Raw genomic sequence first — 16833 nt, 5'->3', positions numbered from 1 at the left:
TGCTGTGTCTCCGAGGATTATCGGTGGACGCAAAAGGATAGGTGAGGTTACCGAAAGGGTGTTTCCATCAGGCCCACATACATCATCGTCAGCATCAGAAAGACGGACACGGCGGTGATCAGCTGAAACTTGGCAAAGGCGTTCTTGACCGTTTCAACGCCGCCTGTTCCGCCGCCCGCGCTTTGGTTCCCGCGGTTCGACCATTTCTGTTTGGAGAGGTGGAAGACCATGTAGATTTTCACCGACGCGTTGATCACCTGGTTGAGGTACAGGATGAAAGGCCATGTCATGTCCGCCCGACGGCTGTAACCAAACAGGAACAGACACAGGACGATGCGCGAGAATAGCACCCAGATGATGCAGTTCCAGAAGTAGCCGGGGGCGACCATACTGCCCAGAACCGCCATCACCGGGCTGACCATCATGGTCCACATGGCAATCCGCTGATCCACCACGCACCACCAGATAAAAAACGGCATGGCGGTTGGACCAAGTGCGATGGCGCGGCGGCCGTTGCGCAGCATGTTCCCCGACCAGCGGCGGAAGTTCTGCACCATCCGTTTCATGCCGTTTTCCTTGATCACTTCGATCGTGTAGACGGTGGCATCTGGTACATAGATCATCTTGGCCCCGACGCTGAGCAACCTGTACCACGTCGATTTGTCGTCGCCGGACAGAAACCGGAACCGGCCCCACAGCCAGTGGTCAAGGTGATCCGCTTCGATCGTGCGGATGAACTTTTCATCAAGGATATGCTGCGCGCGAAAGACGCTCATCCGCCCTGTCAGCGTCAGCACACGGTTCGACATCGCGTGACTTTGCATCGCCAGCCGACGCTGGGCGAACCGCATGTCGAGCCACTTGGCGATCCATTGAGGGCCGTAGCAGATCACTTCTTCGTCCGTGGTCAGGGCCTGCAATTCGGGATCGCTGCCAAACATCGACAATGTCTTGCGCAGCACGTCGAAACCGAACAAGGCGTCACCGTCCATGAAGATGACCAGGTCATCCGGGGCCGCGCCTGAACGGCAGATGGCCCGCAGGATCAGACCAATTGCCATCCGTTTGCCGGGCTGGTTCTGGCGAATGAACACCAGCTGGGCCAGATCATCAGGAATATCCTGCGCATAGGTTTCGACGAACTCTTTGATGATCCCTTCGTCATAGGCGCTGCCCGTCCCGATATAGAGTGTTGTCGGTATCTGCTCGCGCCGGATCTGGCCTAGGATCGACCCAATCACTCGCTTGGTGATCGAAGGTTCTTCATAATAGGTCGTCATCTGGATGTGCAGCCGTTTGGGCCGCCACCCCTGATTCCAAAGCGCATCCGCCCGGCGCCGTAGGCGCGGCCATTTTATCCGGGCATAGGCCTGCGCCCGCAAAGCATGGGTGAACCACCAACCAAATCGCCAAAGGCCCAAGGTGCCAAGCACCATTGTGACATGCAGAGCGCCGGGGTTGAAAAATCGGTTGGGCACATTGGCCAACAGCCACAACAGACCCATGAATAGCAGCAGAAACAGGGTGAACTGGGGCAGGGACCACTTGCTGAAATAGTTGGGCACCGGCTTTTGCAGCTCTTGCAGGCGCGCGGTCAGATCCTTGTCGAACGCGTATTCGGAATTCAGATCAGCCATTGGTGTTCACCAGTCCTACAAACCATTCAGTAAGCCGCTGTCCGATGTGTCGTTTTGCATCCAAATTCACGGGGGCGCCTGCACGCAAGCGGGCTTTGGTTCCCGCGGCGGACAGGTCCGCGGGGGTTACGGTCACGATGATCCCGAACTCACCGGGCCGTTCGGGGTGGTCGCCGGCCTGCAGGTCCGTGACCGTGCCTGTGAACTTGATGCGTTCCGCACCTTCGTTCAGCCCAATGCTGGCCGGCATGCCAATGAACATGGTTTCGGCGAAGCGTTCGGACACCCAACCGATTGTCACGCGGGGCTCTGTGCTTTCGAAAGCCAAGGGGGCGGGGGAGGCGGATACAGGCTGCCCCTTGTGCACCAGAACCTCCTGCACGATGCCGTCCGATGGCGCTGTGATGTGGTTGAGGGCAATCAGGTCCAGCCTTGCTGTGTGCTGGGCGTGCAGACTATCGATGTCCGCTTGTCTGTGTGTCAGTTCCGCAGCCAGCATCTCGCGAACGATACTAACCGGATCAAACGTGTCGGCCAGTTGTGCGCGCTGGTCTCTGAGTGCGAGCCATTGGCGCCGCATGTCGTCAAATTGACCCGAGCCGATGAACATTGCGTGGTATCGGGATGCGGTGGCCATTCTAATGACCGGAGCATCTGTGTCTGTCAGTCCGTCGAGTTGAATCAATGCCTGTTTGACGTCGTCATATGCTTTGGCAGCCGCGGTCATCCGTGCCTCGGTATCTGACAGATCGGCCTGCAGCTTGGGGTCGTACATCCGGATCAGGATATCACCCTCGTGCACGGCCTGGCCGCGGGTGACCAACACCTTCTCAACAACCCCAGCCCGTTTTGGGAAGTTAGTATTCATGGGGGCGACAACGCGGCCGTGCTGAATGTCAATCCGATCAAGATTGGTAAAGATGTTGTTGCCGACAATTGCCACGACGGTCGCTGCCAGCAACAGGTAGGTCATTACATTGGCAACCACACGCAGCGCCCGGAATATCTGCCTGCCCGGCAGCTGCGTACGTTCAGCTTCCGTTTCCTCCATCGGGACTAGATCAAGTGGTGTATCAAGGCTGGTGATCACTTCGTCACTGCTGGCCATACGCCCGGACAGAAGGGAACGGTAGAAGAGGGCAAGCGTTTCTCGTTGCCGCCCGCTGAGGCCATCTAACGCAAGGATATCCGCGTCATCGGTCTTGCGCAGGCGTACCGGAAACCGGATGTCGACACCCTGGAACGGAATGCTGAGCGTCCCTGCCTTGGGTGCGTCACCTGCGTCCGTGGGCCATCTGAGACCCGCGAGCGACCAGCTTTCGATGCCCACGACCGCGCCGCCTGGCGTCTCGAATGTGAGGGGGGCCTTTACTTTCCAGTCGAGGTCGACCCCCGGGGCTTGGTGAACGATTTTCAAAACGCATGTGCTCCGTCGCGAACTACATGCCGACAATAGTAAGAGCCGTGATGGCGTGGTGATGTGCGTGGGGTCAGTGGGTAGAAAGAAAGGTCAGCCGATTATACCAAAGGATAGGGAAGCGATAGAAGGCGGGCCAACCCGAATTTCAGTTGGCCCGGTTGGGTTTAAGGGTAAATTTCACCCGCGAACCAAGTGTCTGCCGGCACCCAGTCGTTGCCGCTGCCGCCCCAGCCCTGGTTCACCCAGAACCAACGGTCATAGACCGTTTCGTTCCAGCAGAAGATGAAGCATTTGCGCACGATGCGCGATTGCCACGCGTAGCCATAGGCCACCGGGTAGTGGCTGAGCCAGCCTGTTCCGATCACAGCCGGCGTATCACGATCTCGGATCGAGTTTCGGGCGTATTCGCGCAGGCGCGATTCACTGACACCGAAGATGTTGTGGTGTTCGACCAGTGTTGTGCCCGTCCGTCCGGAGAAGTACCGGCTGGCCTGACCCATCGTCGCGGGGTGCGTGGCCCCCTGCCCGAAGGCACAGAACGTGTCGACATCGTCGGCGATCTCTTCGATCACGTTGTTCACGCCTGCCGTTTGCGACGTCGGAGACACAACGTCTGCCCCCGTACCACCATCCTGACGGTAAAGACCCCAACGCGGTGCCCAGTAGCTGTTGCCGGTTCCAGCCTGTCGGTCGCCCCACAGGAACAGGATCGTCCATGCAAGACTGCCACACCCGATCGCGCATCCGTTCACGGTGTACTGGTTGTAAGGTTGCTGTGATGCGGAGCCATCGGCCCAGTAATATGTATATGCCATGATGATTACTCCTCGAACTCGGCCATGCCGCTGTTGGGCTTGGTGTTGGATGGGGTTGTGGGGGAAACTGCGAAAAAGTGCAGGTGTTCTTGCAGGCCGGAGCGATAGGAAATGTGCAGGTCGAATGACACTTCCTCGCGCAACTTCTCGTCGGTCACGTGCAGCACGACGCAACCGCCGGTGTCAGTGGTTGGCATGACTTCGACCTTCACCAATCCTGCACCGTCGCCAGAGACTTCGACGTTGGCATCCGCTTCAAGCAGTGCAACCTTGTGGGTTGTGCCGGTCATGATGCCTTCGCCCAATTCCGCGACCAGCTCCTCGATTTCCCAGGCAGAGGCGGCCTGCTGCCTGAGGGCGCTCAGCAGTGGGCCGAATGTTTCGCCATAGATGTCGCGCAATTCCTTCCACGATCCTGCCGACCCGATCTTGGTCTGTTGACGACGCTGGCCGGTGCTGCGCACCTCGTGCGGTTCCTTGCTGGCTACCTCATCGTTCTTTCGGGCACTCGCGGGGCGCGCCATGGTGCCCGAGATCTTACCGCGCATCTTTTCCACATCTTTGAGCAGACCATCAATTGGCATGGGCAGTTGACCGGTTTGCGCAACCATTTCGCCGTCTTCTGCCTCGCCCGCATAGGACAGGGCATCGAGCTTGAACAAACGTGCAACCTTGGCCCCTTTTTCCTTCGCGGCCAGGGCAAGCTGATGGCTTGGTGGTTCGCGGTCAAGCGACCAATGCGATATCGGGTGATCGTGTGTATCGCTTGAGGCGATGATGAAACCGTGCCTCGCAGGCACGCGCCTGACCTCTTCGCCGCGCCCCGAAATGGCCACGTTACGCCCTCGCTCGCGCCCAAGATCGACGACGAATTCGAAATACGCCACGTCTTTCAAGTCAGGGCGGAAGACTGCGTTGACCTCGCCCGACAGGGCAGCTCTGCCCTTGGTCGGGTCCATGTCGGTACCACGGATGCTTTCCAGCATTTGGGATGCGCGACGTCGCGCCCCCAAGGGGACTTCGTCCAAATTCATTTTCATTGTAATGCTCCAGAAAAAATGGATTGAGTTCTAAAATACGGCGGGCGAAATAACCCACACGCTATGAGTGTGTCGCGGGTGCGATGAGTTCACAAGTCAGGAATTCCATGCGTTTTGCAGTTTTGCCAGCGGGTAATTGTGGCCTGCGTTCGCGTCAGAACAGGTGATCAGCCAGTGTCGGATCGTGGCGGACACCCTCTTGGTGGTGCCAGCTGCCCGAAAGAGGGTTCACAAGATCGGTGCCCCGAGCGGGCAAGGGACGTTCGCCGCTGTCGCCATACCCGATGGAAAGCCGCACTTTATTAATGCAGACCTTCGGCATCATCTGTTCGAAAAGGTCGAACATTCGATAACGGTCCGCAAGGCTGCAATGCCGCTTTTTGTAGTCCAGCAAAACCTGTTGCAGCACGTGGTAGAACTGGTCTTCCTCCATCTGTCCGGCGCGGGCAAGGGCCGCTGACAGAAAACGTAGTACGGTCACGAAATGGGCCGTCTGGATATCGTGGATGATGTAAGCGGGTGGTTTGCGGGGCAGCAGCGCACGTATTGCAGGATCAAGCCCATGCATTTCCGGGAAATCCTGATCGACCAGGTCCAGATCGCCTTGGAAATCCTTGAGCGCCATGCCCACAGGCATGTGGTTTTCAAGGATGACAGTGATGTTTTGCCCATGGGCGATAAAGCCGACACCATAGCGGCAAAGCATGTGCCAGAGCGGTACAACAGTGGCTTCGAACAGCGCCTTCAGCCAAACTTTGATAGGAACCCCAGCCGCCATTGCATAAGTCTGCGCCAAAGGCGTGCCGCACGCGCCGTGGTGAAACAGGGCGGCGGCCATCACGGCCTGCCTGCCGGGGCCGACCTTCGCACATGCGTTCTCGCGCCAGATTGCGCCCAGCATCTCGTGATGGCGATAGGGGGCGTCGGGGCAATCAGATAGGATCGGGTGAGCCGCCCAGTGACCAAGCGCCTCGCGCAAAACCATGACACGACTATTCAAGAGGGGATCGGCATGGACCAGCCCGTCCAGCCAATCCGACAATGCACCTCCGAGTTCGATGTATTTCCCAGGCATGCCCCGCCATGCGGACGTGTTCAGAATACCCAAGGACAACTTGACCTCGTATGGCCTTGTGTTGACGGGCGTCAGCGTGCGGAGGCTGGGGGTAGCCACAAAATCAGGGCCGTGCTGACCCAGCGGGATCAGCCGACTTTGGGCGATCTCGACCACAAAGGCCTGTTCAAGATGGTTGCGCCATTGCCACGGATGAACCGGAAGTAGGACATGTGCGTCGACTGCACCCGCCTGCTGCGCGCGTTGCCTGAGCGCATTGGCCTCGTCCACTCCAAGTACTTGATCAAGCAACTCTGTTTCGTCGATGTCACCTGATGTTCCGCTGCGCAGCAGATCGGAATCCGCCGCCAGCCAGAACAGCCGGATGGGTTGCGCATACTCAGGCGCATATGCGGTCACGTCGGCCGTGCCCCAGCCAAGGCGCCCCTTGTTGGCCACGGCTTTAGGATGCCCCTCAAGCGCTGCATGCAGGGTACGTGTGGGCAGAGAGATCAGCGCCGCGGCATCCAGATCACCATAAAGCCGCTCCAGCTCGATATCCTGCCGCAGTGTATTGGACAGCTCGCGCAGAAACATGGCTTCGGTGTCAGGGGTCATCCCAAGCTCGACCCTTGCATCAATGACAAAGCGTAGCGGGCAGGGTGTCTCTCCGGTATCGACCAACAGGCTTTCCGGGGCGATATCAAGATTGTCCCAGATGCGCCGCGTCGCCCGAAAGCGATAAATCCGGCCTGAAGCGAGTTTAAGCTGGCAGGGATCGCCATGCTCTGGATGCAGGACTTCTTCCCAGCTTAATTCGCTGATCATCTTGGCCAGCAGGCGGCGCCGCACGGCGTCAAACGTCTGGCTCATAGATGCACCTGTCCAAAGAAATCGTCCCGTGCGCAGTGCATCAGGGCAGACCGTTTGTGCGGAAAGTCGAATTCCTTGATCTTGCGATAGGCCAGCGCATCGGCATAGCGCAGCAACTTGGCGTTATCGACGCGCGGTTCGCCTACAACCAGATCAGTCATCGGGCAATCAAGAAAGATGTAGTGGGTCAACGCTCGGATCCAGGCCGACGTTCTGGCGCGCCCAAGCGCGCTAACCTCACCAATCAGACCATGCCAGCCACGATCCCATGGACCTGCGTCGTAATATGCGCCCAACCGATCTTCGCGCGCCCAGTAAATCTCGAAGTATCCCACAGGCTGGCCGTCATATTCACCGATGACCGAGAAGTTGTGCGCATCCGACAGCCGGTTTTCAAGAAAGCCACGCAATTCTTCCTTTGATCGGTCCTCTTCCCAGAAATAGGCTACGCGCGGGTCGTTCTGCCAGCGGTGGAAGGTGTCAAGGTCACGCGCGATGTCCACCGCGCGAAAAGACACTGTGATACCTGCATCCGCAAAGAACCGTTCATAGACAAGGCCTTGCGGATTGGGTGGCCGCAACGGGTGGTCACGCCTGTCCGGGCCCGGGATCAGCCCCGCCATCTGAAAGCGGGTCTGCGGATGTTTGAGCCACGGTTCGGGTGTTTGCAGAAAGCCCGAGCGGTGAATGCGTCTTTTGCCATCCCGCGTATCGACATACCCGGGCAGGCGGGATGACAGGCCCGCGCGCACCATGTCCGACGGCAGGTCGATATGTGTCGCTTTGTGGTCTTCGGCAAAGCGGGCTTCGACCCAGCGGGCGAATGGCGCGGGGTCGTTGGGGGACGGAAAGACGGCTTGGGTCAGCGTGGCAGCGTCAAGGGTCATGCGTAGACAGGCTCCAATAGAGGGTTGGGAAGATCGAGGAAGCTGGCTACCTGTCCGCGCGCGTCGCCATCGGCTTCGTTCACGCCGCTGAGGCTGGTTGCGAAATTTCCCTTGCAGGTGAGGGTCGGTCGATCGAGGAGGCGGGTGTAAAGCGCGGTATCGCCCGGGGTCTGCCCCCGGGCCCGCCGCAGGAAATCGCGCAACAGGCCGGTCAGGTTGTCCTCGCTCGCCAACCCATCCAGGACGAGTGTAGAGAGTGTATTGAGAACACTGTTGATCACCACGTAATAGGTGACAAGGCCGTCGCCCAACTCTGCGTCCACAACATTTTCCGAACCTTCACCGATGCCGGGACACTGCTGCGTCAGCATCTCGTGAAAACTATCCAGATGGCCGGTGCCTTGGCAATCGCGCACCCAGACGGACGCGGGCCAGCCTTGGTCAAGGGCAAGCATCATGTTCTGCTGGTGGGTACCGAACAGAAGTCCGTACCGCGCGCGCAATTCAAGCAGCGGCCAAATGGCGACTTCCAGAAAGCGGGTGAACCAGCGTGGCGCGGCATCTGGTCCAAGCGTATGCACCAAATCCCCCAGCGCGGAACGCCCATTGGGCCGTGCTTCGCACAGTGCCGCCAGCATCACTGGCCCGGTTTGGCTGGCGTCACGGAAGGGGTTGTCGCGCAAGACGACAATCGTGTCGTCACGCACCACGCCTGCCAGATCGCGCAGCGCTGCATAGCCCGGTTCCCCGAGGATGTTCAGGGTCGGAAAGTCCCGCTTGATACGGACGCCAAGGTCAGAGCGGAGCAAATCAGAGATGTGCACACCTCGCACCACCTCTCGCATTGAAAGATGTCGAATGGAATTGGTCAGACGCAAAGACAGGGATGTCTTGATCATGAATGGCGCGTGCCAACCATGTAGGCAGCGCATCGACGATGTTGCGCCCCATTTTCCGGTGCCGTGGCCAAGATCGACCAGGGCTTTGCAATCAATCAGTTCCTTGATGGCATGCTGCGGGACAAGCCTTTCGGCCTGCCACGGATGCCAGGGCAGGGGGATCTTTTTGGGGTCAACCGGACCCAGATCAGCATCCGCCAACAGGCGCAAATGACCTGCTGCCCCGGTATTCCGTGTCACGAGATGCGGGTCTGCCGCAAACCAGCGCAACTGGAACGTTTGTTCGTGCTCCGGTGCGTACCGTGTAGCATCCTCTACCGTCATCTCGTCCCGGCTGCGCGGGTTGGGGTGGAACGGATGACCCGCCTTCAGGGCCTGCTCCGCATCAAGGAAATTCCACGTCCCGGCATCGGTGTTCATCGCCGGTGCACGGCGCAGGGCGGCGAGGCTGTCCATCACGCGGGTGCGAAAAGTATCACCCCCGGTCTTCGACAGATGGGTCAGAAGCTGGGCGACGCTGATGTCTTCCCAACCCATTGCGGCACGACGCCAAACCCCGGGGCCGAACAACGTGCGGAAATTAGACCTCTGCCGGACCTCGACTATGATGTTTCGCCCAACCTGATCGGCAAAGCAGAGATAGGTATCGTCAAGCCGTGCTTCGGACAGTTGGCCCTCGCGCAAAGCCGAGTTCAAAAAAGCATCGAGGGCGGCAAGATCGCCGGCCATGTGGGGGTGAGTCATGATGTGCGCCCTTTCGCCGAACAGGAATAATCGCGTTTACTCATCGTCTCGCAGGTATTACCGACTCTTTTTATCAGGATTCGCAAGGTCGCCATGTCACCTCTCTCGAACTTCTGGCCGGTTCTTGCCGGTCATGCATTCCAGCAGACCGCGCTGATCGGCATGGTACCGGTTCTAGCGCTGGCCTTGGGCTTGCATGAAAGTGAGATTGGGCTGGCGGTGGCCATTGGACTGGTCACAGCGGGCGTTGCCTTGCCTTTTGTCAGTTTGCTCGGTGGACGGGTAGTCGTTCTTGCCGGGCTCGGCGGACTTCTGCTCGCAAATCTTGCGTTGCTCTACCTGATTGGGACGGGCGCACAGGGTCTGGGCGCAGAGCTTGCCCTGGTGATGCTGGCCCTGATCCGGTCCGTACAAGGTGTATCTGCGGCGGGCTTGATACTGGTCGCGCAGACACAAGGCGTGGCGCAGAAGGACAGTCAGCGCGGACTGGGAATCGTACAGTCCATGGGCAGCGTGGGACGTATTTTTTCTGCCGCCCTGATCGGTCCGCTTCTAATGCTTTCACCGCTGGCGCCGTTGCTGCCAGCCGCGCTTGGTGCGGCGATCAGCCTTGGAATGAGCCGGGGGCGGCTTGCACCGTGTCTGCGCGCCTCTATTCGACCGCCCAAACTGACCGCATTCCGCGTCACGGTCCTGACACAGATCGCAGTCGGGGCGTCGCAGATCGGGCTTGCCCCCCTGATCCTTGACCGGCTGGATGCTGATCCCATGCGATCAGCGGGCTATGCAGGGCTCTGCCTTGCCGCTGCCAATCTGGGCCTGTTTCTGTCGTTGCGCCTGCTGGTACAGCGTGTGGATCAGCAGGGCGCGCGTATTGCAGGCCTTTTGCTTGTTCTCGCCGCAGCGTGCGTGCCCTTGGCGGATCAGCTCTTGGTTTTCTTCGTGCTCAGCTTTGTCATTGGCGGCTCGACAGGGCTGCTCTTTACGCTCAACTTATCCGAAATCATGACCCGCAAGGATTATGCCCAGCTTCAGGTCACCGGTTGGAATGGCGCGATCCAGATCGCATCGCTCGCCGGCGGGGTGGCATCGGGATCGGCGCTGATGGCGCTTTCCCCGGCAGCGCCCTTTGCCATTGTTGCACTCTCCGGTGCCGCTTTGGCCTTTGCTCCTCCCTCAACACAAAGGACCTGAAATGACACCCGACATCTCTTCCACGGACCTTGCCGGTATCGGCATCGGCCCGTTCAACCTTAGCCTTGCGGCGCTGGCCCATAACGTGCCCGGGCTGAACGCACGATTCTTTGACCAGAAGCGCACATTCTCGTGGCATCCGGGGCTCGCCTTTGACAACAGCGCCATGCAGACCTCTTACCTCAAGGACATGGTCACACCTGTCCTTCCGACCAGTGTGTGGAGCTTCCTGAACTACCTTGTCCAGCAAGGACGTTTCTATGACTTCATGGCCGCCCGGTTCGATACCGTGTCGCGCCGGGAATTCACCGACTACATGGCCTGGGTCGCCCATGAACTTGGGACATGTCAATTCGACGCCGCGGTGCGTGAGGTAGATCATGATGGCCAGCGCTTTGTTCTGCGCATGGCCTCTGGCCAGATATTGCGCGCCCGGGGGCTGTCGGTGGGAACCGGGCCCGTACCCAACCTGCCGCAGGACGCACCCGTCTGCCCGAATTGCTTCCACGGGATCGAATATCTGGAACGCCAGCCGGACATCACCGGCAAACGCGTTGCCGTGATCGGAGGAGGCCAGACCGGAGCGGAGATTGTGCTTGACCTGCTGGGAGCCGACCCCATGCCTGCCGAATTGACATGGCTCAGCCGCCGCAGCGCGTTCTGGCAACTGCAGGAAGGTGGGCTGGTCGATCAGATCTATACCCCGGCCTACCACGACGTGTTTTTGAACCTGACAGACGCCGTCAAAGAGGCGGCTGTATCTGCGCAAAAGTACAGCAGCGACGGGTTAACCCCAGCCACAGCGGACGAGATTTACCGACAGATCTATCGCCATCGGTACGTGGAAGGGCGCGATATCGTTTCCCTGCACCCTGGGCGGACGGTGACGCGGATCGAACGGCGCTTTGGCGGTTTCCATCTGAACGCCGAAACGCCGGTTGGCGGAGTGGAGGAACTCACTGCTGATATCGTAATCCTTGCGACAGGGTTCCGGCCCGCGGTTCCTGCGTGTCTGGACCCGATCCGCGATCGGCTGAACATCGAGGCGGGCGGAGCGCTGGAATTGGATACCCGCTACCGTGTGCAGTGGGATGGTCCGGAGGAGACGCCAATCTACGGGCTAAATCATGGGCGGCAATCGCATGGCATCGTCGATCCGCAACTCAGCCTGACCGCCTGGAGGAGTGCTGCAATACTGGAGGACTTCACCGGCAAGCCCATCTTCGACGCACTGCGGCGCGTATCGGCTGGGTTGGTCGACTGGGCTGATGGCCGGGTGTCCGAAGATACGGTTCGCATTCCAGCGTGATCAAGTGTTGCCTACCGCGCCCGGCACATCGGGGCGCGGCAGGTCAAAAGGCTAGAACGACACTGAATAGCCAACCGATACCCGACGCCCCTCATCGGCGACGCGCACCGCATCCTCTGTCAGTTCGTTCTCGCGTACGCTGCTGGCCGCACTGTTTTCTTGCTGGCGGTCGAACAGGTTGGTCACCCCGAATGTCACACGACCCGGGCCTACTGGATAGGAGCCGCCGACATTGACACGGAACATGTCCTCAAGCTGTGGCAGCCCCGGGCGATCCCGCTCGGCAGAGAAGACAAGTTCGCCGGACAGGTTCAGGCCATTGTCAAAGGATCGGTCGGTGTAAAACGTGGCGGTGAATGGCGTTGGAATACGGTTATTGGGCAGCCAGCTGTCCATATCACCATCGCCATCGCTGTCCAGACGCCCTTCGACAAAGGCAAGTTGCGCGCCGACGCTCCAATCGTCGCGCATATCATAGTCCAGACTAAATTCCGCACCCCACACCTGTTCTTTCTGCTGGCTGATCTCGCTTGTAGAGGGATTGAAGGTCACACCTTCATCGGAGGTCGAATAGTAAATGGAACTATCGACGGACAAACGGTCAGTATTGTACCGCATCCCCAGTTCCCACGTATCCACGATTTGCGCTTCGGGCCGGATATCGGCGAAGGAAACAACCGGCGTCTCTCCCGGCAGGACTGCTGCTCTGCGGGTAAATGCACCCACATCGGGCAGTGAAAAGCCTTGGCTGAACCCACCATAAATTGATGTCGTTTGGGAGAGCTCGTACACCAGACCTAGGTTGCCTACGACAGCGTCATAGTCAAACTCGCCACCGATCACATCGACCGGCGCAAGCGGAAACTGCACAAAGGATCCATCGTCTCTTTGGATCAATTGTGCAGCAGCGGGCCGATTGAAGTCAGAGACATCGAGCGAGAAACGCTCAGCCCGGAACCCGGTGCTCAGATCCAGCCTCGGTCCGATCGGAATTTCGGCCTGTGCAAACACAGCGACGTTATCCTGCTTCATTGGTGCAAGCAGATCCCTGCCATCGAGCGTCTTCTGTTCGACCTCATCCCGGCCAAGGTCGATGCCCCATGTGAGTGTTGCATCCGGAGCAAGCCATGCCATCGGCGTTCGTATGGTGGCGGAGATGCCATAAGTTGTTGTAAAAAGTTCGCTCTGCGATAGCGGGTCCTGAGCTAGATCGGTGGTGCTGAGTGTATAGTAAAGCAGGTTTGCTGGCCCAGGCTCGGCCAGAGAGGCGCGGCGGTCGATATCTGTGGCGTACGCATTGATTTCAAGATCACCCCAGGCCGTGTTGTCATAACGATAAGTGACATTCGCACTTACACCACGATCTTCAACAGGTTCCCCAGTGTAGGGCCGGTCTGTGATCCGCGCCGGGTTGCTATCGTAGTCGGTGAAAAAATCGATTTCCTGTTCCAGCCGATAGGCGTCAAGCCGGACGTCCAGCTCGTGTGGTCCCCGTGCCCAGTTTGCAGCCACGCCAAATGAATAGCGCTCGACGTCACTGCCACCGCCTTGTCCTATCAGCGGGTCCGAAGGTATGCGATTGCCGTCGCCATCGAAAGATGCACCTGTATCGCTGCGTGACAGCTCGAACCGCAGACCCAGGTCACCAGCGCGCGTGTCTTGTGACAGGAAAAGATCGTTGCTGACACTACCGCTGCCGCTTTGGGCTGATAGACGGGTTTCCAGTGTTGTCTTTGGTTCATCAGACGGCTTTTTGGTTACGATGTTGATGATGCCGCCCGTCGCCCCGTTGCCAAAACGCGCAGTGGAGCCTTTGACAATTTCGATCCGCTCGATGGAATTGGGATCGAGCACAGACAACTCCCTGTCGAAACCGCGCAATTCCGACGTGCGCGCCACGCCGTCGATGAGGATCTGCGTGGTCCTGCCCCGCAGGGTTTGGCTGGCTCCGCCAATAGTACCATTGGCGGGCGCGAGGCCCGGCACCAGGTCCGACAGAGCGCGTGAAAGCGATTGCCCGCGGCGGACACGTTCAATGACGTCTTCGCCCTCGACAACTTGCACCGTGCCGGGGATGGAGCTCTCGGACGCGCCGGTGCGCACGGCCTGAATAACGATTTCGCCCAGCTCGACGGGTTCTTCCTGTTCCTGGGCGAACGCGGGAACGGCAACACCAAGCGCAAGTGTGCTGGTACTCAATAAATGGCGGGCAAATGTCATCAGGACGTCTCCGTGGCGGGTGTAAGTGGGGCGGTTCGGACACGCACTGGCAGCAGGATCAGTGCGATCCAGCCTGCGATCCCCGAAAGCAATGCGGCGGTCAGGAAGACAGGCCCGTATCCCATCGCTTCGGCCAGCTGGCCGGCAAGAATTCCGCCGATCATATACATCAGCAGCGTGGCGCTGGTGAGCAGGGTGAAATCGGTGGCCGCCTGCCTGAGCGATGCAAAACGCATGAAGGCGGTAAACAGTCCCACAATCTCGATATAGCGCAGGAAGGTGTCAAAGACTGATAGGGCGATCAGCATCCACTGTGTAATGCCCGTGGTGGCGGCAGCGTAGAAGGCACCAAAAGCCAACGTGCGCCCACAGATCAGAAGTATAAGAAAGGGCAGCAGGCCCCACAGCCGGATCAACCACGCGGCGACGAGAGCGCCAAAAACGCCCACCGCGGCGGCAGAGCCACCCGATATCGCGCCGACCTCCGACAGGGTAAAGCCTTGGTCGACAAGGAACGGTTGTTCCAGCGCTTTCACCAACCCTTCTGGCAGGCGGAAGATCAGGGCGAAGGCGAGCATGGACCATGCCCCTTCGACGCTCGTAAAGCGCATGAGCTTTGGTCTACCTCGATCAGTCGGCAGCAGACGCCTGCCTGTTTCTTCCGGCAGCCTCAGGAACGGCAGAACCAGCAATACAGTCAGGCCTGCCATCATCCACAAGGCCTGCGACCAGCCCAGCAGGTCATAAAGCACCAGTGTGCCCGACCCTCCAATCACCACGCCAAGTGCGACAGCACCGCCTTGCAGTGCACTGCCGCCCGGCTGGTCGGCAGGCGGAAGGTGTTCTACCGCCCAGCCATCCGACGCGATATCCTGCGTGGCTGACGACAAGGACATCGCCATCAGGATGGGAAAGAAAACTGTCGCATCATTGACAGGATCAAGCGTGGACAGCGCCAGAATGCCGCTAAGCGTCACCAGCAGACAGCCCGTGACGATCATTTTGCGCCCGATCTTCTGGTGATGACTGTAGTGATCCACCAAAGAGGCCCAGAGGGCTTTCAGAACCCAAGGTGCCAGCAGGATCCCCAAACCGCCAATTACATCCAGACCCACACCGTTGGCGCGCAGGATCGGGGGCAAGGCCGCAGCCACGAGATAAAGCGGCACGGCCTGCGCCAGATAAAGCCCCGTCAGGGCGACTGATATCTTGGAATTGGGAAGCACCTGTGAGCCGTTCCTGTCTTGCAGAATTTCAGGCTCGCACTCGGCTGGCGGGTTCATACATCATGGCCGCCGCCTAAAGACAAGTGTTTCTGTCAGGAAATTGGCTTGACCGTGTCCCTGGAACACGAGATGAAAGGTGAGGGTGATAGCTTCAGGTGCCAGACCCACCAAGGAGAACACTCTGGATGCCTGAAAACACCGCTCTTTTGCCAAGCAGCGCCACCGGTATTTTCGACTTGTTGCGCGCTGAGGCGGCGGATCATGACCTCACTGTTCAGACAACCGCCCAAGGATTGGATGTTTCTACGCAATACGGGATGATCTCGGCCCGGATTGAAGATCGCGGGGTGCGCCTGCACCTGTCTGCAGAGGATGAGGGGCGGTTGGCGGTCCTGCGCGACGCGGTGAACGCCCACGTTGAAGGGCAGTTCGCTTTGGACTGGAACGATGTGCGAACCGGGCACCCTGCCAATCTGACCATTCTGAAGGTTGCCGACATATACCCGATTTCTCCCTCTTTTCTCAGACTTTCGCTTGCGGGTACAACGGATCACCTGGCGCATGGCGGTTACCACGTCCGCTTGATTGCACCGGGTGCAGGAAAGATAGAGTGGCCCGAAATCGACACAACAGGGCGAACCATCTGGCCTGACAATAGCCCCTTGTCGCATCGGCCTGTCTACACCATCGCCGATTGGCGCGACGATAGCGTGGACATTGACATCTTCTGCCATGACGAAGGTCGGACAAACACTTGGGCAGCGACCTTGTCTGTTGGGGACCCGGTTGGCCTGATGGGGCCGGGGGGCAGCGGACTGCCCGTCGCAACCAGGCTCTCACTCTGGGGGGATGAAACCGCCTTGCCAGCGATCCGACGCATCCTGCGAGAAACATCTGGCAATGCTGTCGGTTCCGTAACAATCGCCGTGCATGAACCTGACGACATTTCAGCATTTGATCATGCAGGTTTTGATGTCCGTTGGATTGTTCGAAATGGCGCCGCGGATCTTGCTCAAACCCTGATTGATGAAGGGATGCGCGAGGCTGATACATATCTTTGGTTTGCAGCGGGCTCTCACGAGGTGGCTATCGCACGATCATTTGCTGCCGATCACGGTATTGGTCCAGAGAGCAGGTACATGGCCGCCTATTGGAAATAGGAGACGATTTGGCCTGGCTATTCGGACAATTGCGTCAGACCCAGGACTTGTAACCAGAGAATGACGGTTGTTGTGCTTACGATGAGGCCCTGCGCAAGCGGCTACGTGAGTTGGCGAATGAGCGTCGGCGGTTCGGATATCGTCGTCTGGGCATCTTGCTGGCTAGGGAAGGCTTTGAGGTGAACCACAAGAAGCTGTTCCGGCTGTATCGCGAAGAAGGGCTGGCTGTGCGCCGTAGACGGTCGCGCAAGCGGGCCTTGGGGACGCGCAGGCCAATTCTGGTGCCGGATCGCGCCAATCAGCGCTGGTCACTGGACTTCGTGTCTGACGCGTTTGCAGATGGCCAGCGGTTCCG

General features: G+C 59.1%; 12 protein-coding genes and 1 pseudogene. 4 read left to right on the top strand and 9 right to left on the bottom strand.

Translation table 11 applies throughout. The annotated features are described in order from the left end of the window. Positions 1–47: 47 nt before the first annotated feature. The 7 genes from Q1A75_RS11110 to Q1A75_RS11080 form a co-directional block, all read right to left on the bottom strand. On the bottom strand, positions 48–1637 hold the full coding sequence (locus Q1A75_RS11110) for a glycosyltransferase (protein ID WP_299546299.1): 1590 nt from the start codon (positions 1635–1637) through the stop codon (positions 48–50). Further along, positions 1630–3054, bottom strand: a complete 1425-nt coding sequence (locus Q1A75_RS11105; protein WP_299546297.1) for a biotin/lipoyl-binding protein — start codon at positions 3052–3054, stop codon at positions 1630–1632. Before Q1A75_RS11105 ends, Q1A75_RS11110 begins: the two co-directional genes overlap by 8 nt. 167 nt (positions 3055–3221) lie before the next feature. Next, positions 3222–3872, bottom strand: coding sequence for a hypothetical protein (locus tag Q1A75_RS11100; RefSeq protein ID WP_299546295.1), 651 nt, complete (start codon positions 3870–3872; stop codon positions 3222–3224). A gap of 5 nt (positions 3873–3877) precedes the next feature. Then, complete coding sequence (locus Q1A75_RS11095; RefSeq protein WP_299546293.1) at positions 3878–4912, bottom strand: hypothetical protein; 1035 nt, start codon at positions 4910–4912, stop codon at positions 3878–3880. Positions 4913–5066: 154 nt separating this feature from the next. Beyond that, entirely contained in the window at positions 5067–6839 is a 1773-nt protein-coding gene (locus Q1A75_RS11090) for an IucA/IucC family protein (RefSeq protein ID WP_299546291.1), read from the bottom strand. Further along, complete coding sequence (locus Q1A75_RS11085) at positions 6836–7726, bottom strand: GNAT family N-acetyltransferase (RefSeq protein ID WP_299546289.1); 891 nt, start codon at positions 7724–7726, stop codon at positions 6836–6838. Before Q1A75_RS11085 ends, Q1A75_RS11090 begins: the two co-directional genes overlap by 4 nt. Further along, complete coding sequence (locus Q1A75_RS11080) at positions 7723–9369, bottom strand: IucA/IucC family protein (RefSeq protein WP_299546287.1); 1647 nt, start codon at positions 9367–9369, stop codon at positions 7723–7725. Before Q1A75_RS11080 ends, Q1A75_RS11085 begins: the two co-directional genes overlap by 4 nt. A 93-nt stretch (positions 9370–9462) precedes the next feature. Here Q1A75_RS11080 and Q1A75_RS11075 point away from each other — a divergent pair, with 93 nt between their 5' ends. Both Q1A75_RS11075 and Q1A75_RS11070 read left to right on the top strand, forming a co-directional pair. Next, positions 9463–10563 carry a hypothetical protein gene (locus Q1A75_RS11075; protein WP_299546285.1) on the top strand — a complete coding sequence of 367 codons (1101 nt, stop codon included), beginning with the start codon at positions 9463–9465 and terminating at the stop codon, positions 10561–10563. Position 10564: 1 nt separating this feature from the next. Continuing rightward, the gene (locus Q1A75_RS11070; RefSeq protein ID WP_299546283.1) at positions 10565–11872 is read left to right on the top strand and encodes a SidA/IucD/PvdA family monooxygenase; all 1308 of its coding nucleotides are present in this window, start codon (positions 10565–10567) and stop codon (positions 11870–11872) included. Positions 11873–11923: 51 nt separating this feature from the next. Here Q1A75_RS11070 and Q1A75_RS11065 read toward each other — a convergent pair whose 3' ends face one another. Continuing rightward, a complete protein-coding gene (locus tag Q1A75_RS11065; RefSeq protein WP_299546281.1) occupies positions 11924–14092 on the bottom strand; it encodes a TonB-dependent receptor in 2169 nt (722 codons plus the stop codon). Further along, positions 14092–15375: an MFS transporter gene (locus Q1A75_RS11060; protein WP_299546280.1), complete on the bottom strand. Its 1284-nt coding sequence runs from the start codon at positions 15373–15375 to the stop codon at positions 14092–14094. The genes Q1A75_RS11065 and Q1A75_RS11060 overlap by 1 nt, the downstream gene beginning before the upstream one ends. Before the next feature lie 128 nt (positions 15376–15503). On the opposite strand from Q1A75_RS11060, the gene Q1A75_RS11055 reads away from it, so the two are divergent. Both Q1A75_RS11055 and Q1A75_RS11050 read left to right on the top strand, forming a co-directional pair. After that, positions 15504–16478 (top strand): siderophore-interacting protein, encoded by a 975-nt coding sequence (locus tag Q1A75_RS11055; RefSeq protein WP_299546278.1) that lies wholly within the window; start codon positions 15504–15506, stop codon positions 16476–16478. An 89-nt stretch (positions 16479–16567) separates the two neighbouring features. Beyond that, positions 16568–16833, top strand: a pseudogene (locus Q1A75_RS11050) (IS3 family transposase); the annotation flags it as partial.

Origin of the sequence: uncultured Tateyamaria sp., assembly GCF_947504105.1 — a bacterium.
Taxonomy (GTDB): Bacteria; Pseudomonadota; Alphaproteobacteria; order Rhodobacterales; family Rhodobacteraceae; genus Tateyamaria.
This window is presented reverse-complemented; position numbering and strand designations above follow the sequence as displayed.

Bases quoted from the DNA above. Each gene is read 5' to 3' on its own strand.
- Q1A75_RS11055 (WP_299546278.1), top strand. From the start codon at position 15,504: ATGCCTGAAAACACCGCTCTTTTGCCAAGCAGCGCCACCGGTATTTTC.
- Q1A75_RS11080 (WP_299546287.1), bottom strand. From the start codon at position 9,369: ATGACTCACCCCCACATGGCCGGCGATCTTGCCGCCCTCGATGCTTTT.
- Q1A75_RS11110 (WP_299546299.1), bottom strand. From the start codon at position 1,637: ATGGCTGATCTGAATTCCGAATACGCGTTCGACAAGGATCTGACCGCG.
- Q1A75_RS11095 (WP_299546293.1), bottom strand. From the start codon at position 4,912: ATGAAAATGAATTTGGACGAAGTCCCCTTGGGGGCGCGACGTCGCGCA.
- Q1A75_RS11065 (WP_299546281.1), bottom strand. From the start codon at position 14,092: ATGACATTTGCCCGCCATTTATTGAGTACCAGCACACTTGCGCTTGGT.
- Q1A75_RS11090 (WP_299546291.1), bottom strand. From the start codon at position 6,839: ATGAGCCAGACGTTTGACGCCGTGCGGCGCCGCCTGCTGGCCAAGATG.
- Q1A75_RS11060 (WP_299546280.1), bottom strand. From the start codon at position 15,375: ATGAACCCGCCAGCCGAGTGCGAGCCTGAAATTCTGCAAGACAGGAAC.
- Q1A75_RS11070 (WP_299546283.1), top strand. From the start codon at position 10,565: ATGACACCCGACATCTCTTCCACGGACCTTGCCGGTATCGGCATCGGC.
- Q1A75_RS11075 (WP_299546285.1), top strand. From the start codon at position 9,463: ATGTCACCTCTCTCGAACTTCTGGCCGGTTCTTGCCGGTCATGCATTC.
- Q1A75_RS11085 (WP_299546289.1), bottom strand. From the start codon at position 7,726: ATGACCCTTGACGCTGCCACGCTGACCCAAGCCGTCTTTCCGTCCCCC.
- Q1A75_RS11100 (WP_299546295.1), bottom strand. From the start codon at position 3,872: ATGGCATATACATATTACTGGGCCGATGGCTCCGCATCACAGCAACCT.